Origin of the sequence: Nocardioides thalensis (assembly GCF_013410655.1) — a bacterium.
Classification (GTDB): domain Bacteria; phylum Actinomycetota; class Actinomycetes; order Propionibacteriales; family Nocardioidaceae; genus Nocardioides; species Nocardioides thalensis.
The window spans coordinates 617790-643326 of sequence record NZ_JACCFP010000001.1 but is presented as its reverse complement, the minus strand read 5'-3'; the positions used below and the strand labels follow the sequence as shown (position 1 = coordinate 643326).

At 72.1% G+C, this 25537-nt stretch carries 26 protein-coding genes; 11 read left to right on the top strand and 15 right to left on the bottom strand.

What is annotated here, in order from left to right; genetic code table 11:
- Nucleotides 1-27: 27 nt before the first annotated feature.
- Nucleotides 28-681, top strand: a complete 654-nt coding sequence (locus HNR19_RS03145; RefSeq protein ID WP_179666551.1) for a vWA domain-containing protein — start codon at nt 28-30, stop codon at nt 679-681.
- Nucleotides 682-733: 52 nt separating this feature from the next.
- On the opposite strand, the gene HNR19_RS03140 is transcribed toward HNR19_RS03145, so the two are convergent.
- Nucleotides 734-1099, bottom strand: a complete 366-nt coding sequence (locus HNR19_RS03140; RefSeq protein ID WP_179666549.1) for a winged helix-turn-helix transcriptional regulator — start codon at nt 1097-1099, stop codon at nt 734-736.
- A 99-nt stretch (nt 1100-1198) separates the two neighbouring features.
- Here HNR19_RS03140 and HNR19_RS03135 point away from each other — a divergent pair, with 99 nt between their 5' ends.
- A complete protein-coding gene (locus HNR19_RS03135) occupies nt 1199-2062 on the top strand; it encodes an NmrA family NAD(P)-binding protein (RefSeq protein WP_179666547.1) in 864 nt (287 codons plus the stop codon).
- 91 nt (nt 2063-2153) lie between these two features.
- Here the strand turns inward: HNR19_RS03135 and HNR19_RS03130 are convergent, their stop codons facing one another.
- From HNR19_RS03130 to HNR19_RS03110, 5 genes are all read right to left on the bottom strand, one after another.
- Complete coding sequence (locus HNR19_RS03130; RefSeq protein ID WP_179666545.1) at nt 2154-3014, bottom strand: ThuA domain-containing protein; 861 nt, start codon at nt 3012-3014, stop codon at nt 2154-2156.
- Nucleotides 3015-3016: 2 nt separating this feature from the next.
- Nucleotides 3017-4723 carry a GMC family oxidoreductase gene (locus HNR19_RS03125; protein ID WP_179666543.1) on the bottom strand — a complete coding sequence of 569 codons (1707 nt, stop codon included), beginning with the start codon at nt 4721-4723 and terminating at the stop codon, nt 3017-3019.
- Nucleotides 4720-5793 carry a gluconate 2-dehydrogenase subunit 3 family protein gene (locus tag HNR19_RS03120; RefSeq protein WP_179666541.1) on the bottom strand — a complete coding sequence of 358 codons (1074 nt, stop codon included), beginning with the start codon at nt 5791-5793 and terminating at the stop codon, nt 4720-4722. Before HNR19_RS03120 ends, HNR19_RS03125 begins: the two co-directional genes overlap by 4 nt.
- 62 nt (nt 5794-5855) lie before the next feature.
- Nucleotides 5856-7442, bottom strand: coding sequence for an alkaline phosphatase D family protein (locus tag HNR19_RS03115; protein WP_218910131.1), 1587 nt, complete (start codon nt 7440-7442; stop codon nt 5856-5858).
- 219 nt (nt 7443-7661) lie between these two features.
- The gene (locus tag HNR19_RS03110) at nt 7662-8438 is read right to left on the bottom strand and encodes an SDR family oxidoreductase (RefSeq protein ID WP_179666539.1); all 777 of its coding nucleotides are present in this window, start codon (nt 8436-8438) and stop codon (nt 7662-7664) included.
- A gap of 77 nt (nt 8439-8515) precedes the next feature.
- On the opposite strand from HNR19_RS03110, the gene HNR19_RS03105 reads away from it, so the two are divergent.
- Nucleotides 8516-9469 carry a DUF4349 domain-containing protein gene (locus HNR19_RS03105; RefSeq protein ID WP_179666537.1) on the top strand — a complete coding sequence of 318 codons (954 nt, stop codon included), beginning with the start codon at nt 8516-8518 and terminating at the stop codon, nt 9467-9469.
- Here HNR19_RS03105 and dapF read toward each other — a convergent pair.
- The 5 genes from dapF to miaA form a co-directional block, all read right to left on the bottom strand.
- Nucleotides 9466-10329, bottom strand: coding sequence for a diaminopimelate epimerase (gene dapF, locus HNR19_RS03100; RefSeq protein ID WP_179666535.1), 864 nt, complete (start codon nt 10327-10329; stop codon nt 9466-9468). The genes HNR19_RS03105 and dapF overlap by 4 nt on opposite strands.
- 20 nt (nt 10330-10349) lie before the next feature.
- On the bottom strand, nt 10350-12257 hold the full coding sequence (ggt, locus tag HNR19_RS03095; RefSeq protein WP_179666533.1) for a gamma-glutamyltransferase: 1908 nt from the start codon (nt 12255-12257) through the stop codon (nt 10350-10352).
- 69 nt (nt 12258-12326) lie between these two features.
- Nucleotides 12327-12890: a dihydrofolate reductase family protein gene (locus tag HNR19_RS03090; protein ID WP_179666531.1), complete on the bottom strand. Its 564-nt coding sequence runs from the start codon at nt 12888-12890 to the stop codon at nt 12327-12329.
- The gene (locus tag HNR19_RS03085; protein ID WP_179666529.1) at nt 12887-13807 is read right to left on the bottom strand and encodes a helix-turn-helix domain-containing protein; all 921 of its coding nucleotides are present in this window, start codon (nt 13805-13807) and stop codon (nt 12887-12889) included. The genes HNR19_RS03090 and HNR19_RS03085 overlap by 4 nt, the downstream gene beginning before the upstream one ends.
- Nucleotides 13808-13995: 188 nt before the next feature.
- Entirely contained in the window at nt 13996-14910 is a 915-nt protein-coding gene (gene miaA, locus HNR19_RS03080; RefSeq protein ID WP_179666527.1) for a tRNA (adenosine(37)-N6)-dimethylallyltransferase MiaA, read from the bottom strand.
- An 81-nt stretch (nt 14911-14991) separates the two neighbouring features.
- Here miaA and HNR19_RS03075 point away from each other — a divergent pair, with 81 nt between their 5' ends.
- The 3 genes from HNR19_RS03075 to HNR19_RS03065 all read left to right on the top strand — a co-directional run bounded on the left by HNR19_RS03075 (nt 14992) and on the right by HNR19_RS03065 (nt 16015).
- The gene (locus HNR19_RS03075) at nt 14992-15189 is read left to right on the top strand and encodes an Rv0909 family putative TA system antitoxin (RefSeq protein WP_179666525.1); all 198 of its coding nucleotides are present in this window, start codon (nt 14992-14994) and stop codon (nt 15187-15189) included.
- A gap of 2 nt (nt 15190-15191) precedes the next feature.
- Complete coding sequence (locus HNR19_RS03070) at nt 15192-15686, top strand: NUDIX hydrolase (protein WP_218910130.1); 495 nt, start codon at nt 15192-15194, stop codon at nt 15684-15686.
- A gap of 68 nt (nt 15687-15754) precedes the next feature.
- Nucleotides 15755-16015: a hypothetical protein gene (locus HNR19_RS03065; protein ID WP_179666523.1), complete on the top strand. Its 261-nt coding sequence runs from the start codon at nt 15755-15757 to the stop codon at nt 16013-16015.
- Nucleotides 16016-16177: 162 nt separating this feature from the next.
- Here HNR19_RS03065 and HNR19_RS03060 read toward each other — a convergent pair whose 3' ends face one another.
- The 4 genes from HNR19_RS03060 to HNR19_RS03045 form a co-directional block, all read right to left on the bottom strand.
- Nucleotides 16178-16831 carry a TetR/AcrR family transcriptional regulator gene (locus HNR19_RS03060; protein ID WP_179666522.1) on the bottom strand — a complete coding sequence of 218 codons (654 nt, stop codon included), beginning with the start codon at nt 16829-16831 and terminating at the stop codon, nt 16178-16180.
- Between the two features lie 68 nt (nt 16832-16899).
- Nucleotides 16900-18408 carry a tRNA (N6-isopentenyl adenosine(37)-C2)-methylthiotransferase MiaB gene (gene miaB / locus HNR19_RS03055; RefSeq protein ID WP_179666520.1) on the bottom strand — a complete coding sequence of 503 codons (1509 nt, stop codon included), beginning with the start codon at nt 18406-18408 and terminating at the stop codon, nt 16900-16902.
- A 67-nt stretch (nt 18409-18475) separates the two neighbouring features.
- Nucleotides 18476-19606, bottom strand: a complete 1131-nt coding sequence (locus HNR19_RS03050) for a glycerate kinase (protein WP_179666518.1) — start codon at nt 19604-19606, stop codon at nt 18476-18478.
- A complete protein-coding gene (locus tag HNR19_RS03045; protein ID WP_179666516.1) occupies nt 19603-20634 on the bottom strand; it encodes a substrate-binding domain-containing protein in 1032 nt (343 codons plus the stop codon). Before HNR19_RS03045 ends, HNR19_RS03050 begins: the two co-directional genes overlap by 4 nt.
- Before the next feature lie 136 nt (nt 20635-20770).
- Here HNR19_RS03045 and HNR19_RS03040 point away from each other — a divergent pair, with 136 nt between their 5' ends.
- Genes HNR19_RS03040 through HNR19_RS03020 form a run of 5 tightly spaced genes read left to right on the top strand, consistent with a single transcriptional unit; the run spans nt 20771 to nt 25520 of the window.
- Nucleotides 20771-22006: an amino acid ABC transporter substrate-binding protein gene (locus HNR19_RS03040; protein WP_179666514.1), complete on the top strand. Its 1236-nt coding sequence runs from the start codon at nt 20771-20773 to the stop codon at nt 22004-22006.
- Nucleotides 22007-22027: 21 nt separating this feature from the next.
- The gene (locus HNR19_RS03035) at nt 22028-22906 is read left to right on the top strand and encodes a branched-chain amino acid ABC transporter permease (protein ID WP_179666513.1); all 879 of its coding nucleotides are present in this window, start codon (nt 22028-22030) and stop codon (nt 22904-22906) included.
- On the top strand, nt 22890-24026 hold the full coding sequence (locus tag HNR19_RS03030; protein ID WP_246303468.1) for a branched-chain amino acid ABC transporter permease: 1137 nt from the start codon (nt 22890-22892) through the stop codon (nt 24024-24026). Before HNR19_RS03035 ends, HNR19_RS03030 begins: the two co-directional genes overlap by 17 nt.
- Nucleotides 24023-24772 carry an ABC transporter ATP-binding protein gene (locus HNR19_RS03025; RefSeq protein WP_179666511.1) on the top strand — a complete coding sequence of 250 codons (750 nt, stop codon included), beginning with the start codon at nt 24023-24025 and terminating at the stop codon, nt 24770-24772. Before HNR19_RS03030 ends, HNR19_RS03025 begins: the two co-directional genes overlap by 4 nt.
- The gene (locus HNR19_RS03020; RefSeq protein ID WP_179666509.1) at nt 24762-25520 is read left to right on the top strand and encodes an ABC transporter ATP-binding protein; all 759 of its coding nucleotides are present in this window, start codon (nt 24762-24764) and stop codon (nt 25518-25520) included. The genes HNR19_RS03025 and HNR19_RS03020 overlap by 11 nt, the downstream gene beginning before the upstream one ends.
- Nucleotides 25521-25537: the final 17 nt, after the last annotated feature.

The following is a 25537-nucleotide window of genomic DNA, read 5'->3' as shown; positions in this document are numbered from 1 at the left end:
GAGGCCCGCCCCCGGAACGGAGTGACGATGACGCGAGCGGACCTCACCCACCTGTACTTCCTCCTCGACCGGAGCGGGTCGATGCAGTCGATCAAGTCCGACATCGAGGGCGGCTTCGCCGCGTTCGTCGACGAGCAGCGCAAGGTCGCCGGCGAGTGCCGGGTGACGCTGGCGCAGTTCGACGACGAGTACGACGTCGTCTACTCCTCCCGCCCGCTGGCCGACGTACCGCCGCTCGACCTGCGGCCGCGCAACATGACCGCGCTCCACGACGCGATGGGTCGGCTGATCGGCTCGGCCGGCGACGAGCTGGCGCGGCTGCCGGAGGACGAGCGCCCCGGCACGGTGATCGTCGCGATCATGACCGACGGTCTCGAGAACGCCAGCAAGGAGTGGGACGGCCCGCGCATCAAGGCGCTCGTCGAGCAGCAGACGAAGGAGTGGTCCTGGCAGTTCCTCTACATGGGCGCCGACCAGGACGCCGTCGAGGTCGGCTCGTCGCTCGGCGTCGCCGCGGCCGCATCGGTGACCTACGGGCGGGGCAAGAGCCGCGAGGCGATGGCGATGGCGGGCGGCAAGCTCGGCGCCTACCGCGCCGCGAAGGCCGCCGCGCCTGCCGGCGCGCCCGCGCCCGCGATGGCCGCGTTCACCGACGAGGAGCGGGCCGAACTGGCCGACTGAGCGGGGTGAGCGAGTCGTAGGAGTGAGAGTGATCTAGAGGTCACTCTCACTCCTACGACCCGAGGATCTCGTCGGCGTTCGCGTTGATCCAGGACATCAGCGGGAGCAGGTGACCGGCGAGCTCCTGGCCGAGCGAGGTCAGGGAGTACTCCACGTGCGGCGGGACGACCTGCCTGGCCTCGCGGCGCACGAGGCCGTCGGCCTCGAGCTGACGCAGCGTCTGGGCCAGCATCTTCTCGCTGATGCCGTCGGCGCGTTGGCGCAGCTCACTCCACCGCAGCACATCGGTGTCGGCGAGCGACGCGATCACCAACGGTGCCCACTTGCTCATCACGTGGTCGAGCACCGTGCGCGTGGGGCAGCCGGCGGTGAATGCCTGGTCGGCGAAGATGCGGTGGATCTGCTTACTTCCCTTCATGTATGTACCTTACTCCAAAGTGGGTACTAACCCCTGGGAAGTTAGCGAGGATGCTGCCCGTTGGCAGGTGTGACAGCACCGCCAACGGAAGGAAGCACCATGACCGTCGTCCTCGTTACCGGCGCCAGCGGACACCTCGGCCGCCTCGTCGTCGATGCACTCCTCGAGCGCGGCAAGCCCGCCGGCGACATCGTCGCGACCGCGCGCGACCTCGACGCGATCGCCGACCTGGCCGCCCGCGGCGTCCAGACCCGCCGCGCCGACTACACCGACCCGGCGTCGCTCGACGCCGCGTTCGCCGGGGTCGACCGCCTCCTGCTCGTGTCCTCGAGCGCCGTGGGGTCCCGGGTCGAGCAGCACGCCAACGTCGTCGACGCTGCGAGCCGGGCCGGCGTCGACCTCGTCGCCTACACGAGCATCGCGAACGCCGACACGGGCGGGCTCGCCCTGGCCGCCGAGCACCTCGAGACGGAACGCCTGCTCAGAGAGAGGGGCGTGCCGACCGTGCTGCTGCGCAACGGGTGGTACGTCGAGAACTACACCGAGAACCTCGACCCGGTGCTCGCGACCGGTTCCGTCGTCGGCAGTGCGGGCGGCGGCAAGGTGAGCGCTGCCGCCCGGCGCGACTACGCGGAGGCCGCAGCCGCCGTACTGCTGGCGGACGACCAGCCGGGGAAGGTCTACGAGCTGGGCGGCGACGTGCCGTTCACGCTCGCCGAGCTTGCCGCCACGCTGGCGGAGGCCACGGGCCGCGAGATCGGCTATCGCGACCTCACGATCGAGGAGCACACGGCCACGCTCGAGTCGGCGGGCGTGCCGGCGCCGTACGCCGCACTCCTCGTCGACTCCGACCAAGGCATCGGCCGGGGCGCACTGCACGTCGACGGTGGTGACCTCTCGCGGTTGATCGGTCGACCGACCACGTCGCTCACCGAGGCCGTGAGAGCGGCCGTCGCCGGCTGAGGGGTCTCGTGACGGCGCTAGCGCGCCTCCTCGACCAACGGGACCTGGGTCTCGTGACGGCCGTAAACGGCCTCCTCGACCACCGGTCGCGCTACACCGGCAGGCGCGACCGCCCGTGCCGGCTCACCCGCAGCAGCCCGCCGAGCAGGTGCTGTCGGTAGGCGGGGTTGGAGTAGAGCGCGGGGATGTGGCCGAGCGCGGTGTACCAGGAGAGCCCGTTGCCGACCGGGCGCTGCCAGCACATCGGGTGGTCGCCCATCCGGCCGCTGACGAACGTCGGGAGGTACGGCGGCGACGCCGAGGGGATCCAGCTGGTGTTGGGGTCCTGGAGGTAGGTCTTCTCGTCGATGCTCAGCAGCACCTGCGCGGTGCCGCGCACGCTGGTCTTGAACGAGTAGTACTCCTCGGTCGGGATCGTCCACCGCTCGGGCAGGTGGGCGGTCGAGACGTGGGTCGCCGACTCCCGCACGAGCGTGGCCCGCTGGTTGAGCAGCGGGTGGCACAGGAAGCGGCCGCCGGAGAGCAGCTCGGTGTAGAACGGCCAGTCGTACTCGGTGTCGGCGGCGGCGTGGACGCCCATCCACCCGCCGCCGGCAGTCACGAAGTCCTGGAGCGCCGCGCGCCCCGGGTCGGTCAGCACGTTGCCCGTGGTGTTGGCGAACACCACAGCGGTCAGCGTCCGCAGCTGCTCGGGCGTGAAGAACGCCGGGTCCTCGGTGGCGACGACCTCGATGCCGTTCGCGGCGCCGAGCTCCTTCAGCGTCGCGATCGCGACCGTGATCGAGTTGTGCCGGAAGCCCGCCGTACGGGTGAAGACCACGACGCGGTGGGGGCGGCGAGCGACCTCGTCCGCGAAGACGGGTCCGGCCGCGGTGGCGAGCGCGGCGGCGCCGGACGCACCGGCAAGGCCGAGGAAGCCGCGGCGTCCGACGTTGCGGTGGGTCAGGCTCATCGTCACTCTCCCGGGTTGGTCGCGAGCCCGCGCGCGATGCGCCACGCGTTGGCCATGATCGTCAGGGTCGGGTTGAAGCCGGGGTACGTCGGCCAGGTCGAGGCGTCCGCGACGTACACGTTGTCGGCGTCGTGGAGCCGGCCGGACGGCGCGCAGACCGAGGTGCTCGGATCGGTGCCCATCCGCGCCGTACCGGCCAGGTGGGCGGTGTAGGTCGCGCCCTTGTTGAGGATCGGGTAGGGCAGGATCAGCGCTCCGGTCGCGCCCGGTGCGAGCAGGTGCATCGCCTCGAGCCGGGCGCCGAGGTAGACCGACCCGGCGATCTCGTGCAGGTGCGGCGAGTAGGTGATCCGCGCGGCCGGCGTGCCGTGCAGGTCCCGCATGTCCGGGTCGAGGTCGACCCGGTTGTCGGCCTGCGGCAGGTCCTGCTGCACCAGCTGCGAGCCGACGATGCCGGTGTGGGTGCCGACCTTGAGCACCTGTTTCAGCGGCAGGCCGTAGCCGAGGTAGGCGCCCAGCATCTTGGCCAGCTGGAGCGGCGCGGAGCCGCCGCCCACCTGGATCACGCCACCGACGATGTAGGGCAACCCGAGCGCCTTGACCTCCGGGCCCGTGAACGGGCCCATCAGGTCGTCGACGGCGTACGACGACGACTGCGAGCGCAGCGGGCTCATGTCGTAGGGGTAGACGCTCGCGCCCTGGGTGAAGTTGTGGAACATCAGGTTGCGGCCGACCTGGTCGGAGGAGTTGCCGAGGCCGGTCGGGTGGTTGCCGTCGGCCGAGAGCAGCAGCAGCCGGGCCGTGTTGATGGGGCTGCCGGCGACGACGACCGTCGACGCCGGGACCTGTCTCCGCTCCCCCGTCACCGTGCGGTACTCGACCGCGACCGCGCGCCGCCCGTCGCCGGACATCCTGATCCGGTCGACGAAGGCGCGCGCGATCACCCGCACCCGTCCCGTGCGCAGGGCCGGGTTGAGGAACGAGACCAGCGCGTCGCCGCGCGCGTTGATCGGGCACCCGAAGCCCGAGCACATGCCGCACGAGTTGCACGCCGGGCGGCCGTCGAACGTCTCGGAGTTCACCGCCGCCGGGAACGGGTACGGCGACCAGCCGAGCAGGCGTGCCGCCTGGGCGAGCATCGTGGCGGACTTCGCGGCCGGATTGGGCGGCATCACGAACCCACCGGTGCGCGGCGCCTGCTCCAGGGTGCGCGCGGGCATCGCCGACAGGTCGCCCTGCACGCCGACCCGCTGTTCGACGAGGTCGTAGAACGGCGCGAGGTCGTCGTAGGAGATCGGCCAGTCGGCGACCTGCGCGCCGCCGACCGGGCCGTGGTCGGACAGCATGCTGAAGTCCTGCTTCCAGAACCGCGGCGTCTTCGCGTTGTAGTGCAGCGAGGTGCCGCCCACCGCCGCCCCGAGCTGGCCGAACGAGCCGCTCGCGGTGCGGGCGACGCCGTTCTTGGCGTCGGTCTGGGTCCGGGTCGTGTAGGGCTCGAGGATCGGGTCGGGGAAGCCGTAGTTGCGCGCGCCCTTGAGCTCGTCGCTGCCGTACGTCGTCCCGAGCTCGCTGCTCGGGACCTCGCCGAGCCCCGGGCGCAGGTTCTTGCCGCGCTCGAGGATGGTCACGTCCCAGCCCTCGTTGGCGAGCTCCCAAGCGACGACGGAGCCGGCCGCGCCGGACCCGATGACGACGGCCTCGCGACTCATTCCGCACCTCCGCGGGCCTCGGCCGCCAGCTCGGCGGCGCGGCGGTGGAGGTCGGCCATCCGGCGGCTCTGCTCCGAGCCCGCGTTCTTCAGCGGCGCGAGCAGCTCGGCCAGCGCCTCCCGGAGCGCGCCGTTGTCGTCGCCGGCCGCGGTCAGGCCGGCGAGCCCTTCAGTCGTTGCCAGCGGGAACGCGGGCGCGGCCGCCGCGGCGGCGCGCGGCAGCTCCGCCGTACCCCCGGCCAGGGCGGTGAACAGCGCGGAGACGGTGTCGGTCAGGTTGCCGAGCAGCGGGGCGACCGTGGCGTCGAGCAGGTCGCCCAGCGACGGCGGGAGCAGCGGGAGCATCTCGGGCTCGGGGTCCTCGACCTCCTCGCGCGTGTAACCCCGCGGCTGCACGTCGCCGTCGAAGTCGACGGCCTGCCACCCGCGCAGGGCGCGGTTGCCGCCGTACTCGGGGGCGGCGAAGAAGAACTCGAGCGTGTGGGTCACCGCGAGGTCGCGCATCGCGGCGATGTCGGGGTTGCTGGTGGTGCGGAGTGCCAGGTCGCGCACCAGGCCCGGAAGCAGCGCGAACGTCGGGCTCGACTTCCGCAGCGCCGCGAGGCCGCGCTGGTAGACCTGCTGGAAGCCGTCGACGCCGGGCGCGCCCTCGATCCGCAGCCGCCAGGCCTTCTCCTCGTAGGCATCGAGCGGCAGGAAGTCGTCGAACTGGTTGACCGGGTGCCCGCCGCGGTCCGAGAACGGGCCGCCGGCGAAGATCCGCGGCGGGTCGCTGCGGAACGCGGCGAGCAGCGCGTCGATCGCCTCGTGGCACCCCGCCTGTACGGCGCCCGCGACCAGGTCCTCGGGCGGACCCGGCACGACGCGGTCCACGACCGCGGCGAGCAGCTTGCGGTCGGCGTCGGACAGGAAGCGCGGCAGGTCGTCGCCGAGCGCGACCGCGATCGCGCCACCGGCCGAGGCAAACACCCCCAGGCCGGCGCCCGCGGCCGCACCCCGCAGCACGTTGCGCCTGGACAGGGAAAGGTCGATCGGGCGGGTGCCACCGCCGTGGGGGGACGGCTCGGCCACAGGCAACTCCGTTCGGGATGGTTGCCTGCGTCAACGACGAAATGAGATGTAGGTCACGTGACCTACGAGGCCGGCTCGAGGGTCCTCCGCCACAGCGCCGCGCCGCTTCCGTCGTGCAGGGTGACCGTCAGCTCGCCCGCGGCGGAGAGCTGGAGGTGCCCGAAGTACTGGTTCTTCGACGTCGGCGCGATGTCGAGCCTGCCGACCTCGTCCTCGCCCTGGGAGAACACGACCTCGGGCCCGAACGTCTTGTCCAGGTCGGCGTCCTTGGTCCAGAACGGCGATGCGGCGACCGGGCCGGAGATGAACTCCCAGAACGGCTCGAAGTCGGTGAAGCTCGCCCGCTCCGGGGAGTAGTGGTACGCCGCGGTGTAGTGGACGTCGGCGGTCAGCCACACGACGTTCCTGATGTCGTGGTGCTTGATCGCCGCCAGGATCCGGGCGAGCTCCGGCTCGCGGCCGATCGGGCGGCCGTCCTCGCCGTTGGCGTAGCCGTCGAGGTCGGTGACCCGGTTGGTCGGCGCCGAGAGCGGCATGTCGGCGACGATCACCTTCCAGGTCGCGGTCGACGTGCGCAGCGACTCGATCAGCCACCGCTCCTGGTCGCGGCCGAGCAGCCCGGCCTGCACCCGCTGGTGGGCGACCGACGGGTCGGTGTCGCCGTTGGGGCCGCGCCAGCTGCGCATGTCGAGGCAGAACAGGTCGAGGTGCTGGCCGCGCGGGACCTTGCGGTAGAGCCGGGTCGCCACGAATCCGTCGCCGTCGGCAGGCACCATCCGCTGCACGGGGACCGGCTGGTACTCCTGCCACGCGCGGCGTCCGCGTACGGCGAGGACGTCGGCCCGGCGCTCGTCGTACCGCCAATCGGTGATCACCTCGCCGGGCCACCAGTTGTTGCACGTCTCGTGGTCGTCCCACATCGCCACCGTGGGGACCTTCGCGTAGAACGCACGCACGTTGTCGTCGCGCAGCGGGTAGGCGTGGCGGCCTCGGAACTCGGTGAGCGTCTCCGACACCTTCACCACCGCGTCGGTGAGGTCGTTGTGCCAGGTGGAGCCGTCCTCGAGCGCGACCGTCTCGGTCATCGGCTCGTCGGCGTAGATCGTGTCGCCGGCGTGGATGAAGAGGTCGGGCTTGAGCCGGAGCATGGCGCGGTAGGTCCACAGCCCGCCGCGGGCGCGGTCGATGCCCCAGCCCTGGCCGCAGGTGTCGCCGCTCCAGACGATCGACTGCGCCGCGGCGTGGATCGGCGCGGTCGAGAAACTGAGGTCGGTGGGCGCGCTCCGCGATCCGTCGGGGCTCTCGAACCAGACGCGGGCGTCGTACTCCCGGCCGGGCGCGAGCCCCTGGAGGTGGATCCGCTGGGTCAGGTCGGTCTCGGGCGTCGCCCACCGGCCCTTGACCACGCGGCTGCGGCCACCGCTGGTGAGCCGGACCATCATCCGGCCCTCCTTGGGCGCCTTCGACCACACCACGGCGGAACTGGTGGTGACTTCGCCGCTCCGGGCGCCGGTGACGATCTCGTCGTCGCGCCGGATCAGGCTCGGGCCGAGGAGCGCCGCCGCCGGGACGAAGCCGGCGGACAGGCCGCCGACGATGGTGGAGCGCCTGCCGAGCCGCAGCTCCCCTGTGCTGTCGAACAACGCCACAGGTCCACAGGAAATCGACGCCTGGCGACCGGCTTCCGATGCTGGACGGAATGTCGAGTGAACGGCGTCTGGCCGCCAAGCAAGCGCGCACCGATACGGCCTCGACTGCGGGACGGCAGCGTGTCGCCCGCCGCGAAGCGGCATCGGACGTGAAGCGCGGGGCGAGCTTGCGAGTCCCCGCGCGAGCGGTCGATGGCGACGCGCTGCCGTCCAATCCAACTACCGTGGAGGCATGCGGATGCCGCCGTCGACGCGGATGACCTCGCCGTTCATGTAGGAGTTGGTGAGGCACTCGATGACCATCGAGGCGAGCTCGTCGGGGGTGCCGAGGCGCTTGGGGAACAGCACGTTCTGGCCGAGGTTGGCCTTGAACGCCTCGGCCGCCTCGCCCTCGCCGTAGATCGGGGTGTCGATGAGGCCGGGGGCCACGGTGTTGAGGCGGATGCCCGCCGCGGCGAGGTCGCGCGCGACGGGGAGGGTCATGCCGACGACGCCGCCCTTGGACGCGGAGTACGACGCCTGGCCGATCTGGCCGTCGAACGCGGCGACGCTCGCCATGTTGACGATGGCACCGCGGCAGCCGTCGGCGTCGCCCTCGTTCTGGCTCATCGCCGTCGCGGCCTGCCGCACCATGTCGAACGTGCCGATCAGGTTGATCGCCACGACCTTGGTGAACGCCTCCAGCGAGTGGGCCGACTCGACGGTGCCGTCGCGGCCGATCGTGCGCTGGGCCCAGCCGATGCCGGCGGAGTTGACGACCGCGCGCAGCGGGGCGATGTCGGCGGCGGCCTTGACCGCGCCCGCGATCTGCTCGGTGTTGGTGACATCGACCTGGGCGAAGACGCCCTTGATCTCGGCGGCGAGGGCCTCGCCCTTGTCGGCCTGGAGGTCGGCGACCACGACGGTCGCGCCGCGGGCGGCGAGCTGGCGGGCGCAGGCGGCGCCGATGCCCGACGCGCCGCCGGTGACGATGGCAGAGGATCCGGTGAGTTCCATGCGCCGCACCATAGCGACCGTTATCGGAACGTGTTCTTAGTGGGGAACCCGTCGCGGACGGAGCCCGTCCCTCTCCCATGACCTCCCCGTCGTCACTCCCCCGGTTCCTGTCCTCACGTCGTACGGCGGCCGCGGCCTCCGCGGCGGCGCTCTTCGCTCTGGCGGCGTGCTCCGGCGCCGGCGGCTCCGGCGGCGACGAGTCGTCGGCCGACGCCGGCGGCTCCCTCGCCGGCGACGTCCCGATGTCGGAGCAGGATGGCGACCTGAGCGCGGCCCGCAACGGGCTCGTCGCCGAGGACGCAGCCGGCGCACCGAAGGAAGCCCCCGACGTGGAGAAGGCGATCATCTCCACCGGCAACGTCGCGCTGGAGAGCAAGGACGTCGAGAAGGCGGCGTTCGACGTGCAGCAGGTGGTCGACGAGCACGGCGGCGAGATCACCGACCACAAGACCAGCACCGACGACGAGGGCGAGGTCCGGCACGCGCGGATGGTGATCCGGGTGCCGGCGGAGAAGTTCCATGCCGCGTTCGCCGACCTGGAGCAGGCCGCCGACCTGACGTCGTCGAGCTCGACGTCCGAGGACGTCACCACCCAGGTCATCGACAACCAGGTGCGGATCCGCGCGCAGCGGCGCAGCATCCAGCGCATCGAGGTGCTCCTCGACCGCGCGCAGAGCATCCGCGACATCATGTCGATCGAGACCCAGCTGACCCGTCGCCAGGCCGACCTCGACTCCCTCGAGCAGCGCCAGGCCTACCTGCAGGACCAGACCTCGATGTCCACCATCACCGTCTCGATCGAGCGCACGGCCGAGGAGCCGAGGACCGAGAAGGAGGAGGACGAGAGCGGCTTCGTCGCCGGCCTCTCCGACGGGTGGGACGGGCTCAAGGCGTTCGGCACCTGGACCGGTGAGCGCGCCGGCAACCTCCTGCCGTTCGCCGGCATCGGCCTGCTGATCGGCGTGCCGACGTGGCTGCTCGTGCGCGGCGCCGTACGACGCCGGCCGAAGGCGCCGGCCGCGACCAGCTAGAGCGCCGTCGTCCCCGACGCGACCAGCACGGCGGGGCCGGTCATCAGGATCCGGTCGTCGTCGGTCCAGGTCACCGAGAGGGTGCCGCCCGGCAGGTCGATGCGGTACGGCGTGCCGCGGCCCGCGTCGTCGGCGAGGGCCGTCGCGACCATCACCGCGCAGGCGCCGGTCCCGCAGGAGCGGGTCTCGCCGGCGCCGCGCTCGTGGACGCGCATCGCCACGTGGGCCGGCCCGCGCCGTACGACGAACTCGACGTTGACCCCGTCGGGGTAGACGCCCTCGTCGTGGAGCGGGGCGTCGTGGAGCGGGCCGACGTCGGCCAGCGACGCGCCCTCGTCGAGGAAGACCACCGCGTGCGGGTTGCCCATGCTGATGTGGACGGCCGGCCAGGTGCGCTTCTCGCCCTCGACGACGACCGAGACGTCGGAGGAACCGAAGACCTCGGGAGCCCCCATGTCAGCGGTGATCTTGCCGTCGGCCGCACCACCTGCGAATGTCAGCGTCTTCACGCCGCCGCGGGTTGCGACGGGCACCGGGCGGGTCGGGTCGACGAGGCCCTCGCGCGCGAGGTAGCGCCCGAACACCCGCACCCCGTTGCCGCACATCTCCGACAGCGACCCGTCGTGGTTGCGGTAGTCCATGAACCACTCGGCGCCCTGGCCGCGCCCCGCCTCGATCGCGTCGACGCGGATGACGCGCAGCACGCCGTCTCCCCCGATGCCGGCACGGCGGTCGCAGAGCGCCCGCACCCGCTCGGCCGACAGCTCGCCGTGCACGGACCCGTCGGGGTCGGGCAGCACCACGAAGTCGTTCTCGGTGCCGTGCCCCTTGAGGAACGGGTACGGCGCAGCGGTGGTCACTCGTCAAGGGTAGGTGAGGGTCAACCGAGGGGGCGGATGGCCATCGCCGAGCCGCCACCGCGCCGGGTCGGCTCGGCGACCGCAGTCATCCGGCCCTTGGCACCGATCCCGATCGCGGCGACCGCGCCGATCTCGGACGCGCTGGTGCCGGGCGCCCCGGCCACCACGAGGGTGTGCCCGTAGGCCTCGAGCGCGGCGCCGTACGCGTCGATGAACGCCTGCTCCGCGACCACGTTGGCGGTGTTGCGCTGCGTCGCGCGCGGCGCGGCGACCGCCCTGGGCAAGGACATCCCGAGGTCGAGACGGTTCATCAGCACCTGGAGGACGGTGGTGATGATCGTCGAGCCGCCCGGGGAGCCGAGCGCGAGCACCGGCTTGCCGTCATTTAGCACGATCGTCGGCGACATCGAGCTGCGCGGCCGCTTCCCGGGCTGGATCCGGTTGGGGTCGTCCTCGTCGTAGACGGTCGTGAAGTCGGTCAGCTCGTTGTTGAGGATGAAGCCGCGGTCGGGCACGACGATGCCCGATCCGCCCGTCTGCTCGATCGTCAGCGTGTAGGCGACCACGTTGCCCCACCGGTCGGCGGTGGTCAGGTGGGTCGTCGACCGGCCCTGGTTGTCGTCGGTGACGGCAGCGCCCGAGGCCGCCGGGCACTCCCCGTCGTAGGACGTGACGTCGCCGGGCGCGACCGGCTTCGGCGCCGCCGCATCGGGGTCGAGGTTGCAGGCGCGCTCGGCCGCGTAGTCGTCGTCGAGCAGGGCGCGCGTCGGTACGTCGACGTACGCCGGGTCGCCGACGTACGCCGCTCGGTCAGCGAACGCGAGCGCGGTCGCCTCGAGGTAGTGGTGGAGCGCCTGCTCCGGGGCCATCGACGACAGGTCGTACTGCTCGAGGATGTTGAGCGACTCCCCGACGGTGGTGCCGCCCGAGGACGACGGCGCCATGCCGTAGACGTCGTGCCCGCGGTAGGAGATGCGCGTCGGCCGCTGCCGGAGCGCTTCGTAGGCCGCGAGGTCAGCGCGCGTCATGCTGCCCGGCGGGACCGGGAGGTCGGTCGCACCGCTGACCGGAGGCCTCTGCACGGTGCGGGCGATCTCGGCTCCGAGCCGACCCTCGTAGAGCCAGTCGACGCCCTTGCGGCCGAGCTGACGGTAGGTCCGGGCGAGGTCGGGGTTGCGGAACCGGCTGCCGACGGCGGGCACGCCGTGGCGCAGCAGCAGGTCGGCCGACGAGGTGAACGTGCGGAAGCGCTCGGCGTTCTCCTGCGTCTGGAGGCGGAACGTCTCGTCGACGACGAACCCGCTCTGGGCGAGGTCGGCCGCCGGGGCGAGCGCGCGCCTGAGCGACAGCGTGCCCCAGCGGTCGAGCGCCTCGTCCCAGGTGGCCGGGGTGCCGGGCACGCCGACGGAGACGCCGCTCGTGACGAGCTCGGGTGAGAACCGGTAGGGCTGACCGGTCTCGGGGTTGATGAACGCGTCGGGCTGCATCGCGGCCGGGGCGGTCTCGCGACCGTCGATGGTCGCGACCCGGCCGGTGCGGGCGTTGTAGACGACGAAGTAGCCACCACCGCCGATGCCCGCGCTGTAGGGCTCGGTCACGCCGAGCGCCGCCGCGGTCGCCACGGCCGCATCGATGGCGTTGCCGCCGTCGCGCAGCACCTCGAGGCCGATCCGCGACGCGTCGGGGTCGACCGAGCTGACGGCGCCCCCGCGGCCGACGGCGACCGGGGCCTTGGGTGGCGGGTCGGCGGCCGGGGTGGCGGGCGGGGTCTCGTGACGGCCGTAAACGGCCTCCTCGACCACCGGGGCCGCGGCCTCCTCGACCACCGGGGTGGCCGCGGAGCTGCCGGGGCCCGCGCCGAGCAGCGAGGCGAGAAGGGTGAGGGCGCCAGCCGCTGCGGGCGCGGTCGATCGAGCAAGGCGATACATGGGGGTCCTCCCGAGATGAGGGTGACCCCCACCTTGCACCCAGGGTGGTTGATCCGTCGAGAGGCCGGGTCAGGTGTCGCTGGCCTTGTCCTCCGTCAGCGGGCCGACGACGCGGTAGCGGGAGGCGACGAACGCCTGGTTCTGCGCGGTCTCGAGGAGCTCGAGGTCGAGCCGGCGCGGGAAGATCTGCCGTCCCGCGCCGAGCACCACCGGTGCGACGTACACGACGACCTCGTCGAGCAGCCCGGCGTCGGCAAAGCTGCCGGCGAGCTCTCCCCCGCCGACGACCCACAGGTCCTTGCCGCCGGCGGCGGCGACCATGTCCTCGTAGACCGGGCGTACGTCGCCGGACGCGAACCGCACGTCGGCGCCGTCGGTCGTCGGCGGCTTCAGGTCGCGGGTGGTCATCACCCACGCGGGCATCGTGTAGGACCACTTGCCGTCCTCGTGGCGCATCACCCACTCGTAGGTGGTCGAGCCCATGACGATCGCGCCGATGTCCTTGATGAAGTCGTCGTAGTTGAGGGCGCCGCCCTGGTCGTTGGGCTGGCGCAGCAGCCAGTCGAGCGAGTCGTCGGGGTCGGCGATGAAGCCGTCGAGCGTGGTGGCGGTGTAGTAGGTCAGCTTCGTCATCGGGCGTCCTCTCCGGGGGTCTCGCCGCGCAGCTCGCGCAGCCAGTTGATCGGGTCTCCTTGGTCTGTCTCGACGCCGGTCGCGCGCAACATCTGCCGCACCAGCTGGCGACGGTGGGCCGCGTAGGTCAGCACGTGCGCGACCACGCTGCTCATCACGAAGCTCTCCGGCGGGTCGCACAGCGCGTCGACCAGCCGGTCGTCCCACGCGCCGCGGCGGTCGAGGTCACGGACGAACGCGAGCCAGCGGGCGGCGACGTCGTCGTGCCGGTCGCGGAGCGCGCCGGGGTCGGGGTCGGCCGGGTGCTCCGGGAAGTCGCCTCCCTCGATCGCGGCCAGCCACACCTCCTTGGTGAACACGTGGTGCTCGAGGGTCTTGGCGATGGAGGAGTCCTCGCCGTCCCAGCGGAGCACGGTGTGGCCGGCGAAGTGCTCGTGGCGGTAGTCCTCGTCGCTCAGTCCCTTCGCGACGTCGATCAGGTGCCGGGTGTCGTCCAGGTCGTGCTGCACGAGCTGCTCGGTCAGTGGGTTCATCGTCTGCTCCGTCGAGTGCACCCACAGCGACATCGGCGGGTGGAAGTGGATCCCGTTGGGGGCGGGCAGCCAGTGGCTGCCGGCGGGCGTGCTCGGGGTGTGCCCGAACGCCCTGCTGAACGCACGGCTGAACCCCTCGACCGACTCGTAGCCGGCCTCCCACGCGGCGTCGGTGACGGTGCCGCCCTCGCGCAGGCGCCACGCCGCACGCTCGAGCATCACCCGCCGCCGCATGGCGACCGGCGCCTCGCCCGCGCCGCGGGAGAGCAGCCGGTTGAAGTGGTACGGCGAGGTGTACGCGTCGCCGGCCATGTCCCCGAGCGTGCGGTTGTCCTCGTCGAGCACCGCGTCGAGGAGCTCGCGAAGTCGGTCGCGGGAGGTCATGGACTCAGTGTGGCCCGCCTCCGGCCGGGGCCGCTTGACCGTTCTTGCTCGGTGGAGGGGTCTCGATACGTCCTCGCCTAGCGGCTCGGACTACTCGACCAACCTGCGGGAGTCTCGACAAGCCGTGACAGGTTGGTCGAGTAGCCGGAGCCCCCTGGGGCTCCGGCGTATCGAGACCCCACCGGTGGCTACTCGACCACCCCGATGGCGGCGAGGGCGTGCTCGACCCGGTCGGGGTCGTCGTGGCGGACCCAGGTGATCCGCGGGTCGTTGCGCCACCACGCGAGCTGGCGCCGGGCGAAGCGCCGGGTGGCGATCACGGTCCGCTCGCGCGCCTCGTCGAGGGTCAGCTCGCCGGCGAGGTGCGCCATCACCTGCTGGTAGCCGATCGCCCGGCCCGCGGTGCGACCGTCGGCGAGCCCGACGTCGAGCAGGCGCCGCACCTCGTCGACGAAGCCCGCCTCGAACATCTCGTCCACGCGCTGCGCGATGCGCGACTCGAGGAGATCGCGGTCGATGCTGATCCCCACCTGCACGGTGCGCGGGTCGGCGTACACCTGCTCGGGCAGGCGGGCGCTGAACGGCATGCCGGTGATCTCGATGACCTCGAGCGCGCGCACGACGCGGCGCCCGTTCTCGACCTCGATCCGCTCGGCGGAGACGGGGTCGAGCTCGGCCAGCCGGCGGTGCAGTACGGCGCTGCCGACCTCTGCCAGCTCGGCCTCGAGCCGCGCGCGCACCTCCTGGTCCGTGCCGGGGAAGTCGAAGCGGTCGACGATCGCGCGGGTGTAGAGCGCCGACCCGCCGACGAGCACCGGCGTCGCGCCGCGGGCGCGGAGCTCGGCGATCTTCGCGCGGGCCCAGCCCTGGAACTCCGCGACCGTCGCCGGCTCGGTGACGTCGAGGAGGTCGAGCAGGTGGTGCGGGATGCCGCGCCGCTCGGCGGGCGGCAGCTTCGCCGTACCGATGTCCATGCCGCGGTAGATCTGCATCGCGTCGGTGTTGACGATCTCGCCGCCCAGGCGCTCCGCGAGGTCGAGCGACAACGCCGTCTTGCCCGCGGCCGTCGGGCCGACGAGCGCGACGATCGGCGGGACGGTCATGGCCCCCAGTCTCCCAACGGCAATAGGGTGTCGCGTGAGCGGCCCACCGGGGTCGCCGCCACCAGCAAGGGGGAACTTCTCGTGGGATTTCTCGATGACGCCAAGGACAAGCTGGCCGACGCCGTCGACAGCCAGGGCGACAAGATCGGCGACGGCCTCGACAAGGCCGGCGACCTGATCGGCGACAAGACCGGTCTCGGCGACAAGGTCGACGTCGGCGTCGACAAGGCCAAGGACGCGCTCGACGGTCTCGACGGCAAGAACGACGACATCAGCTGAGCTTGTCGATCCACGACCCCGCTACCGGCAAGCTCCGGTTCGCGATCGTCCCCGCCGCGTACGTCTTCCTGCTGAGGGAGTCGCACGCCGGCGGGGACGCCGCCACCGAGGTGCTGCTCCAGCTCCGGCGCGGCACCGGCTACATGGACGAGCACTGGGCGGCCGCTGGCGCCGGCCACGTCGAGCGCGGCGAGACCGCCGAGGACGCCGCCCGTCGCGAGTGCCGCGAGGAGATCGCGGTCGACGACCTCGACCTCCGCTTCGCCACCGCCATGCAGCGCACCGCCCGCGACCTGCCGATCGACGAGCGGGTCGACTTCTTCTTCACCGCCCGCGGCTGGTCGGGCGAGCCGCGCATCGTCGAGCCGGCCAAGTGCGCCGACCTGCGCTGGTTCCGGCTGGATGACCTGCCCGACCCGGTCGTGCCGCACGAGCTGGTCGTGCTCGAGGGACTCCGGGCGGGCACCCTCCCACCACTGACGCACTTCGGCTTCTGACCGCGCCACAGCCGGTTGCGATCCGGCCGAGTGGCTACCTCTTGTCCAGGACGTGAGGAAGGGGAGCGATGAGCGACGAGACGAAGCGGCCGACCCCGACGGTCGAGCCGCCCCAGCCACCACCGGGCGGCCCGAACGCGATCGGCGGCGTCGGCGGTGACGGCGCGGCGACGGCCGGCGACCATCCCTTGCCGCGCGACTTGGTGCCGGCGACCGAGCCACCGGTACCGGACGACGTGCAGGAAGAGCTCGAGGAGACCGAGGACACCGACACCCAGGCGACCAAGGGTGAGGCGGAGCCGAGGCCGGACGAGGAGTCGCCGGCCTGATCCCGGCCTCAACGGCCGGTGCCGATTAGGTGCGAGGTCGCAGGTGGTTGCGGTTCAGACGGCTGGGCACGAGAGAGGCCGCTTGGGCTCGGTCGCCGCGCTCGGGCGGCGGGTTTCCTGCCTTGACTGACGTCAGTCAAGGCACATCACGCGGCGTGACCGTCAGCCGGCCCGCGCGCGACCAACCGCGACGCTCCCTCGTCTCTGCTGCTTGAACCGTGAGTACCGCGGCGCAGCCGGCCGCACGGACTGCAACCGCCGCGCCACCACCCGCCGAGCCACGTCGAGGGAGACATCCGGCACCAGAGCCGCCAGCCCCAGCCGCAGGCCGTCAACCAACGCGCACAGCTCGGTGACGTCATCGTCGTCCGGATACGCACGCATCCACGTGCTCAGTCGATGCCGCGTCATCTCCCGCTCCTCCGACTGCACCGCCGACACCGCGGCGGCGGGGTCGGGGTTGCCGGCGGCAGCCTCTCCGCGCGCAAGCTCGGCCAGGCCCGACCAGACTCGGACACCGAGCACTTCGTCGTCCGTCGCGGGCAGGGCGGGCATCGGTGGGTCCTCCGCCCATGCTGCCCGGGTCCAGGCCAACCACCGGTCGCCGTACGTGAGCACGGTCAGCTGCAGAAAGCGGTGGCGCGCGCCCGCCGGGTCGGCGAGGCGCTGGCTCAGCGACTGCTTGGTCACGCCCATCCAGCGCGCGACCGCCGCGAGGTTGAGGCCGGCGGCACCGCGCTCGGCCAGGACTGCGACGGCGCCGTCCGCGAGGATGTCTTCGAGGCCGGGGGCATCGGGGCGCAGGAACGGGGACACCCCGACAGGCTGGCACCCAGGTGAACCCGGCGTACCCGCCCTCCACAGGCGGGCCGGCAGTCCAGGGGCTAGCCGCAGACCGGGGCGTCCGGCAGCGGAGCCGGGACGCCGACGGCCGGCATGCCGAGCCCGACGGCGGAAGGGGTCGGCTCCGCGGTGCGGCGCTCCCACGCGTCGCCGGAGCGGGTACGGCGGACGTCGAGCACGTCGCCGTCCGCCTCGAGGTAGTGGGGCGCGCCGCGAGTGATCCGGACGGTGACCATGTCGCCGGGGCGCACGCCGTTGGTTGAGGTGCGAGGCGCCCCAGCGCCGAGCCTCGAAACCCCGCCGGCGTTGAAGTGCACCAGCCGGTTGTCCGGCGCCCGGCCCGACATCCGTCCGGTGCCGGCGTCCTTGCGGCCCTCGCCCTCGGAGACGAGGAGCTCGAGCACGCGGCCCTCCTGGGCGCGGTTCTCGTCCCAGGAGACCTGGTTCTGGAGGTCCACCAGCCGCTGGTAGCGGTCCTTCACGACCTCCGGCGGCACCTGGTCGTCGAGCACGGCGGCCGGGGTGCCGGGGCGCTTGGAGTACTGGAACGTGAACGCGCCGGAGAACCGCGCCGCGCGCACGACGTCGAGCGTCGCCTGGAAGTCCTCCTCGGTCTCGCCGGGGAAGCCGACGATGATGTCGGTGGTGATCGCCGCGTCGGGCATCGCCGCGCGGACCCGGTCGATGATGCCGAGGAACTTCGACTGCCGGTAGGAGCGGCGCATCGCCTTGAGCACGCGGTCGGAGCCCGACTGGAGCGGCATGTGCAGCGACGGCATCACGTTGGGGGTCTCGGCCATCGCGGCGATCACGTCGTCGGTGAACTCCGCCGGGTGGGGCGAGGTGAACCGCACCCGCTCCAGGCCGTCGATCTCGCCGCACGCCCGGAGCAGCTTGGAGAACGCCTGGCGGTCGCCGAACTCCACGCCGTAGCTGTTGACGTTCTGCCCCAGCAGCGTGATCTCCGAGACGCCCTCGGCGACCAGCGCCTCGATCTCGGCGAGGATCTCCCCCGGCCGGCGGTCCTTCTCCTTGCCGCGCAGGCTCGGCACGATGCAGAACGTGCAGGTGTTGTTGCAGCCGACCGACACCGACACCCAGGCGGCGTACGCCGACTCGCGCTTGGTCGGCAGCGTCGACGGGAACACCTCGAGCGACTCGAGGATCTCGACCTGCGCCTCCTCCTGCACGCGGGCGCGCTCCAGCAGGACCGGCAGCGAGCCGATGTTGTGGGTGCCGAACACGACGTCGACCCAGGGCGCCTTGCTCGTGATCGTGGCGCGGTCCTTCTGCGCGAGGCAGCCGCCGACGGCGATCTGCATCCCCGGCCGCTTCGCCTTGATCGGCGCGAGGTGCCCGAGGTTGCCGTAGAGCTTGTTGTCCGCGTTCTCACGAACGGCGCAGGTGTTGAACACGACGACGTCGGCCTGCTCCCCTTCGGGAGCGGCGACGTACCCCGCCTCCTCGAGCAGCCCGCCGAGGCGCTCGGAGTCGTGGACGTTCATCTGGCACCCGTAGGTGCGGACCTCGTACGTGCGTGCGGTGCTCATGACGGGAAAAGGGTACGGCGCGGCGCCGCGCCCGCCCGAATCCCAGCGGAAGTCGCCCGCGCCGCGGTCAGGACAGGTGCCGTCCCGCGATCCGCTCCCCGAGCCGCTCCAGGATGGGCGCCGGCTCCCGGATGCAGGTGGCGACGTCCGGCTCCACCTCGGTCAGCGCGTACGCCGCGGCGATGCCCGCCCCGTGCAGGGCGGCGTCGTCGAGCGAGAGCTGGCCGCACACCGCAACGACCTCGGCACCGGCGGCGCGCGCCCGCGTGGAGACTCCGATCGGCGCCTTGCCGTTGAGGCTCTGCTCGTCGAGCGCGCCTTCGCCCGTGACCACGAGGTCGCACCCGGCGACCGCCTCGTCGAAGCCGACCAGGTCGAGCACGAGGTCGATGCCGGGACGCAGCTCCGCGCCGAGGACGGCGAGCGCCGCGAACCCGACGCCGCCGGCCGCTCCTGCCCCGGCGGCGTCCCGGAGATCCTGCCCGGTGGTGGCGCCGACGACGTCGGCCCACCGCGCCAGGGCGTCCTCGAGCCGCGCGACGTCGGCCGGGCCGGCGCCCTTCTGCGGGCCGTAGACAGCAGCGGCGCCGCGCGCCCCGAGCAGCGGGTTGTCCACGTCGCAGGCCACGACGACCCGCGCCTCGCGGAGACCCGGGTGCAGCCCAGCGAGGTCCAGGTCGGCGACGTCGGCCAACGCGGCGCCCCCGTCGGCGATCGGCGTACCGTCCGCCCCGAGCGCGCGGGCGCCCAGCGCGGCCAGCATCCCGCTGCCTCCGTCGGTGCTGGCGCTGCCGCCGATGCCGATGACGATCTCGCGGCAGCCGGCCTCGAGTGCCGCCGCGACGGCGTCGCCGAGCCCGCGCGACGAGGCGGTCAGCGGCGCGAGGGCGTCGGGAGGCAGCAGCGCGAGCCCGCACGCGTCGGCCATCTCGACGACCGCGGTGTCACCGCTCCGCGCGAAGGCAGACAGGTGCGGCTCACCGGTCGGCCCGGCCACCTCGACCGGCACCCGTTCGAACCCGCCGGCGAGGGCGGCGGCGAGCGTGCCGTCGCCGCCGTCGGCCACCGGCAGGCAGCGGACGACGGCCCCGGGCGCCACGCGCCCGATGCCGAGCGCCACCGCCGCCGCGACGTCCGCGGCATCCAGCGAGCCCTTGAACTTGTCCGGTGCGACCAGCACCCGCGGCGCGGCCGTCATGCCGGGGGCGGCCCGGAGGAGTCGCGGACGACCAGCTCGTGCCCGGTCGTACGGCGCCGCGGCCTGCCGGCGGGCGGCTTCAGCGCCAGCTCGAGCGCGAGCGCGCCCATCTCGCTCATCGGGAGCCGGATCGTGGTCAGGGACGGCGCCAGGTCCTGGGCCACCGCGACGTCGTCGAAACCGGTCACCGAGATCCGCTCCGGCACCGCGATGCCGCGGGACCGGAGCGCCGACAGCACCCCGATCGCCATGTCGTCGTTGAGTGCGAGCACCGCGGTCACGTCGGGATGATCGGCCAAGATCCGCTCGGCGGCAACCTTCCCGCCCTCGCGGGTGAACGCCACCTCGACGACCGGCACGTCCGCGAAGTCGAGTCCCTCGGCCGCGAACGCCTCGGCGACGCCGGCGAGGCGGTCGGCGATCGTGGTCAGTCCCTGCCAGCCGGTGGCGACGGCGATGCGCCGGTGACCGAGTCCCAGCAGGTGCTCGGCGACGGCGCGACCGCCGGCGACGTTGTCGGGCAGGACGGCGTCGACGCCGAGGTGGTGGCGGCCGATCACCGCCACCCGGCCGCCCGCCTCACGGTAGGCCTGGAGGTCCGTGCGGGCCGCGTTCTGGAGGGCGGGATCGACGAATCCCGACCCGGCCACGACGATCGCCCCGACGCGGTTGGCCACGAGCGTCCGGATCTGGTCCAGCTCGCGCTCGGGGTCGCGCCCGGTGTGGCAGATCTGCACGGTGAGTCCCTCGTCGGCGCCGACGCGGAGCACGCCGCTCGCGATCTCGGCGAAGTAGGGGTCCCCGATCTCGTGCACCACGAGGCCGACGGACCGCGAGGTCCCCGCGGCGAGGCTGCGCGCGTGCAGGTTGGCCACATAGCCCATCTGGCGGGCCACCTCGCGCACGCGCTCGGCCACCGACTCGCTCACTCCGGGCGCTCCGGACAGGCTGCGTGAAGCCGTCGCGATCGACACACCCGCTGCGGTCGCGACGTCCTGCAGCCGCAGCGCCCCTCCCTGCTTCGACACGGCGACGGCCCCCTTCCCCGTGGTCCTGGATGTCCGGAAGTGACCCTTGCCACATCCGAGCGGTCGTGCTTAGAGTAGCCGAAAGCGCTTACGAAAGCGCTTACGCCCCACCGGCCGTACCTCCACGAGGAGTGTCATGAAGTTCCCGAGCAGCCTCCGTCTCTCCGCCCTCGCGCTCGTCAGCAGCCTCGCCCTCACCGGCTGCATCGACAGCGGCGGCGGGGAGAGCGACGCAGAAGACGACGACACGATCCGCATCGGCATCTCGCTGCCGCTGACCGGCGACTACGCCGAGCCCGGCAAGGGCATCCAGCGCGGCTACGAGGCCTGGGCCGCGTGGACCAACGAGAACGGCGGCCTGCTCGGCAAGCAGGTGGAGCTGGAGATCCTGGACGACCAGTCCAGCGCCGAGCGGGTCGCGCAGGACTACGAGCGGCTGATCAACCAGGACGGCGTCGACCTCATCGTCGGCCCGTTCTCCACCCGCCTCGTGATCCCGGCGGCGCAGGTCGCCCAGGACTACGGCTTCGTGTTCATCGAGCCCGCCGGCGCGGCGCCCGAGGTCTTCGAGCAGGGCTTCGAGAACCTCTTCTACGCGGCGCCGGCCGTGGCCGACGACCACTACAACCACCTCGCGGACTACATCGAGCAGATGCCGGCCAACGAGCGGCCCAAGACCGTCGCGGTCGCGTCGATGGACGACCCGTTCGCCATGGGCACGGCCTACGGCCTGCGCGACAAGCTCGACGAGATGGGCATCCGGATCGTCGTCGACGAGGTCTACCCGCCCAACACCACCAACTTCGACAGCATCGCGGCCAAGATCGCCGACAGCAACGCCGACATGGTGATCGGCGGCACGCAGTACCAGGACGCCGTCAACCTGATCCTCGCCCTCCAGCAGCTCGACTACCAGCCGAAGATGGCCGCGTTCTCGACGGCTCCCACCGAGCCCGAGTTCGAGAAGGCGATCGGCGGCAAGACCGAGGGCATCCTCGCCCCCACCGGCTACACGCCGCAGGCGGAGTACCCGTCCAACCAGGAGTTCGTCGAGTTCTACACCGACACCTACGGCGAGGCGCCGTCGGAGGACCAGGCCAACGCCTGGACGACCGGCCAGGTGCTCGCCGCCGCCGTCGAGGCCGCCGACTGCGCGGAGTCCGCGCTCGAGGACCCCGAGTGCCACCAGACGATGATCGACTGGCTGCACGAGAACGAGGTCGAGACCGTGGTCGGCCCGCTGTCGTGGGACGAGGCCGGTCGGCCGCAGAGCGCCCACATGGTCCAGCAGTGGATCGACGGCGAGATCCGGATCGTGCTCCCCGAGGAGCAGGCCGAGGCCGACCTGATCGCTGACAAGCCCGCCTGGTGACCCGGAAGGTCTGAGCTCTCCATGTCCCTGCTCCTCCAGAGCATCGTCCTCGGCCTGCTGCTGGGAGGGCTCTACGCCCTCCTGGCCGCCGGCCTGACCCTCTACTTCGGCGTGATGCGGGTGGTGATGATCGCCCACTCGGCGTTCCTGATCCTCGCCGCCTACCTCGCCTGGTACTTCAACACCGAGACCGGGCTCGACCCGCTGCTGTCGCTCGTCATCACCGTCCCGCTGTTCTTCCTCGTGGGCGTCGGCATGCAGCGGCTGCTCATCAGCCGGCTCCGCCCGGCGACGCTCACGATGATGTCGGTGCTGCTGACGTTCGCGATCGCGCTGGTGATCGAGGGCCTGCTCGGCTACATCTGGTCCGGCAGCCAGCGCCGGATCCGGCTGCCCTACGGCGGCAGCGACATCGAGATCCTCGGCGCCAACATCGCCGTGGTGAAGCTGATCGCGTTCGGTCTCGCGGCCGCGTCGCTCGTCGCGCTCTTCCTGCTCCTGACGAAGACGCGCTTCGGCCAGGCGCTCCGCGCGACGATCCAGCACCCGGAGGCGGCCGAGCTGCTCGGCATCAACACCGACCGGGTGGCCGGCTACGGCTTCGGTCTCGGGCTCGCCACGGCGGCCATCGGCGGCACCGCGCTGTCGCTGGACGCGACGATCTACCCCTCGCTGCACTGGCACTGGATCGGCCCGCTGATGGCGATCATCGTCGTCGGCGGCCTCGGCAGCATCCCCGGCGCCGCGATCGCGGCCATGGTCCTCGGCCTGAGCCAGAGCCTGCTCCAGATCGAGCTCGGCACGACCTGGGCCCAGACCTGCTTCTACCTCGCCCTGTTCCTGACCCTGATGGTGCGCCCCCAGGGATTCTTCGGAGGTCGTCTTGCCCAGCGCTTCTGACACCGTCACCCCGGCGACTGCTGCGACGCAGCGACGCTCCGGCGGCGCCGCGATCGTGCTCAAGCTCGCCGGCGTGGTCGTCCTCGCGGCAGCCGTGCTCTCGTTCCCGTCGATCGCCGCGAACCCGTTCATCCTGTCCGTCGGCGTCGTGATCATGAGCTACGCCGTCCTGGCCACCGGCTGGAACTTCATGGGCGGGTTCACCGGCTACATGTCGCTCGGCCACGCGGCGTACGCCGGACTCGGCGGCTACGCGACCGGGCTGCTGATCCTCGAGGTCGACATGAATCCGTGGGTCGCGCTGGCGCTCGGAGGTCTCATCACGGCGGCGATCGCCGTGCCGATCGGCATCGCGAGCCTGCGCGTGCGCGGCGCGTCGTTCGTGATCGTCTCGATCGCGTTCGTGCTGATCCTGCTGCTCGTCTTCCAGTCCTGGGCGAGCTTCACCGGCGGGTCCAACGGCCTTCGGGTTCCGCGTCCGTGGGGGCCGGAGGTGCTCCGGCCGGAGCAGCACGAACGCTTCTTCTACCTGTTCACCGCGCTCCTCGCCGTCGCGCTGCTCGTGTGGTGGCTCATCGACCGCTCGCGCTTCGGCATCGGCCTCAAGGCGATCCGCGAGGACGAGGACAAGGCCCAGGCGCTCGGCGTACCGACCTTCGGCTACAAGCTGGTCGCGTTCGTGCTGTCGGCGTTCGTCACCGCCCTCGGCGGGGGCCTCTACGCGCTGTGGTTCGGCTACCTCGACCCCGTCTTCCAGTTCTCGATCCTCGGCGGCGCCTACATGGTGCTGATGAGCCTGCTCGGCGGCGTCCGCAGCCTGTTCGGCCCGCTGCTGGGAGCCGTGATCGTCGGCTACGCCGTGGAGTTCTTCAAGGCGGAGTACGGCGACTCGCAGTTCCACCTCACCGCCACAGGCCTGCTCCTCGCCGTCGTCGTCCTGTTCATGCCGGACGGCATCCTCCCCGCGGCCGCCGGGCTGGTGAAGCGGTTCCGGCCGCAGTCCTCGTCGATCCGCGAGGTGACCGCGGCCGAGCTCGCCGAGCAGCGCCGCGCCGCCCAGGGCGGCGACCAGTCCGCCGGCGGCACCCACCGCCGCGTCACCGAAGGAGCGCGCTCATGACCGCGACCGCGACCGTCACCGGGCTCGAGACCCGCGGCCTCGCCAAGGCGTTCGGCGGCGTCCGCGCCGTCGACGGTGCCGACGTCACGTTCCACCACGGCAAGGTCAACGCGCTGATCGGGCCCAACGGCTCCGGCAAGACGACGTTCTTCAACTGCGTCACCGGCATGATCAAGCCCGACACCGGGACGGTGACGTACGACGGCCGCGACATCACGGGCAAGGCACCGCACCGGATCGCGCGCGCCGGGATCGGGCGCAGCTTCCAGCTCTGCCGGATCTTCCCGCGGATGACCGTCCTGGAGAACGTGCTGGCGGCGGTGCGGCCGCCGAGCGTCCCGCTGCTGCTGGCGTCCGCGCGCCACAAGGGCGACATCGACCGCGCCCGCGAGCTGCTCACCCGGGTCGGGATCGAGCACCTCGAGTCGGTCGAGGCCCGCGACCTGTCCTACGGGCAGCAGAAGCTGCTCGAGCTGGCCGGCGTGCTGATGGCAGACCCCGAGACGATCATGCTCGACGAGCCGGCGGGCGGCGTGAACCCCGCCCTCATCGACCGGATCGCCGGACTGGTCCGCTCGCTCAACGCGGAGGGCCGCACGTTCATCGTGGTCGAGCACAACATGGACCTGGTCATGAGCCTCTCCGACCACGTCGTGGTGTTCGACCGCGGCCGCCCCATCTGCGAGGGCCCGCCCTCGGTCGTTCAGAACGACCCCCGAGTCCTGGAGGCCTACCTTGGCATCTGAGTACCTGCTCGAGCTCGACGACATCGAGGCCGGCTACGGCCGGGCGGCCCTGGTGCTGCGCGGCCTGACCGTCAAGGTGCCGCCCGGCACCGTGGTCTGCCTCGTGGGCCCCAACGGCGCGGGCAAGTCCACCGTGCTGAAGGTCGCCAGCGGGATGCTGAAGCCGCGCGCCGGCACCATCCGCGTCTGCGGCGAGGACGTGACGTCCCACGGTCCGCAGAAGATGCTCGCCGCGGGCCTCTCCCACGTGCTCCAGGGCCACAGCGTCTTCAAGGAGATGTCGGTCGAGGAGAACGTCATGCTCGGCGCCTACACCGTCAAGGACAAGGCCGAGATCGCCGACCGAGTGGCGTTCGTCAAGGAGCTGTTCCCCGTGGTCGCCGAGCGCTGGAAGGCGCTCGCCGGCGCCCTGTCCGGCGGCCAGCAGAAGCAGGTCGAGTTCGCGCGGTCGCTGATGGTCAGCCCGCGGGTCGTCCTGCTCGACGAGCCGTCGATGGGCCTGGACCCCAAGGCCACCGAGACCGTCTTCCAGCAGGTGGTGCGGATGCGCGACGCCGGCACCGCGGTGCTGCTCGTGGAGCAGAACGCCCGCCGTGCCCTGGAGACCGCCGACCTCGGCTGCGTGCTCGACCTCGGCCGCGTGCACATCTCCGGGCCCGCCAACGACCTCCTGCACGACCCGCAGCTCGCCGAGCTCTACCTCGGCGGCCGGCCCAAGGCCGCCGCCGCACCGACCCCGTCCGATTGAACGTCCGACCGACGTCC

What these genes read in the sequence shown, in the direction of transcription:
- HNR19_RS03145 (WP_179666551.1), top strand. Translation starts at nt 28, where the DNA reads ATGACGCGAGCGGACCTCACCCACCTGTACTTCCTCCTCGACCGGAGC.
- HNR19_RS03140 (WP_179666549.1), bottom strand. Translation starts at nt 1,099, where the DNA reads ATGAAGGGAAGTAAGCAGATCCACCGCATCTTCGCCGACCAGGCATTC.
- HNR19_RS03135 (WP_179666547.1), top strand. Translation starts at nt 1,199, where the DNA reads ATGACCGTCGTCCTCGTTACCGGCGCCAGCGGACACCTCGGCCGCCTC.
- HNR19_RS03130 (WP_179666545.1), bottom strand. Translation starts at nt 3,014, where the DNA reads ATGAGCCTGACCCACCGCAACGTCGGACGCCGCGGCTTCCTCGGCCTT.
- HNR19_RS03125 (WP_179666543.1), bottom strand. Translation starts at nt 4,723, where the DNA reads ATGAGTCGCGAGGCCGTCGTCATCGGGTCCGGCGCGGCCGGCTCCGTC.
- HNR19_RS03110 (WP_179666539.1), bottom strand. Translation starts at nt 8,438, where the DNA reads ATGGAACTCACCGGATCCTCTGCCATCGTCACCGGCGGCGCGTCGGGC.
- HNR19_RS03105 (WP_179666537.1), top strand. Translation starts at nt 8,516, where the DNA reads ATGACCTCCCCGTCGTCACTCCCCCGGTTCCTGTCCTCACGTCGTACG.
- ggt (WP_179666533.1), bottom strand. Translation starts at nt 12,257, where the DNA reads ATGTATCGCCTTGCTCGATCGACCGCGCCCGCAGCGGCTGGCGCCCTC.
- HNR19_RS03090 (WP_179666531.1), bottom strand. Translation starts at nt 12,890, where the DNA reads ATGACGAAGCTGACCTACTACACCGCCACCACGCTCGACGGCTTCATC.
- HNR19_RS03085 (WP_179666529.1), bottom strand. Translation starts at nt 13,807, where the DNA reads ATGACCTCCCGCGACCGACTTCGCGAGCTCCTCGACGCGGTGCTCGAC.
- miaA (WP_179666527.1), bottom strand. Translation starts at nt 14,910, where the DNA reads ATGACCGTCCCGCCGATCGTCGCGCTCGTCGGCCCGACGGCCGCGGGC.
- HNR19_RS03065 (WP_179666523.1), top strand. Translation starts at nt 15,755, where the DNA reads ATGAGCGACGAGACGAAGCGGCCGACCCCGACGGTCGAGCCGCCCCAG.
- miaB (WP_179666520.1), bottom strand. Translation starts at nt 18,408, where the DNA reads ATGAGCACCGCACGCACGTACGAGGTCCGCACCTACGGGTGCCAGATG.
- HNR19_RS03050 (WP_179666518.1), bottom strand. Translation starts at nt 19,606, where the DNA reads ATGACGGCCGCGCCGCGGGTGCTGGTCGCACCGGACAAGTTCAAGGGC.
- HNR19_RS03040 (WP_179666514.1), top strand. Translation starts at nt 20,771, where the DNA reads ATGAAGTTCCCGAGCAGCCTCCGTCTCTCCGCCCTCGCGCTCGTCAGC.
- HNR19_RS03035 (WP_179666513.1), top strand. Translation starts at nt 22,028, where the DNA reads ATGTCCCTGCTCCTCCAGAGCATCGTCCTCGGCCTGCTGCTGGGAGGG.
- HNR19_RS03025 (WP_179666511.1), top strand. Translation starts at nt 24,023, where the DNA reads ATGACCGCGACCGCGACCGTCACCGGGCTCGAGACCCGCGGCCTCGCC.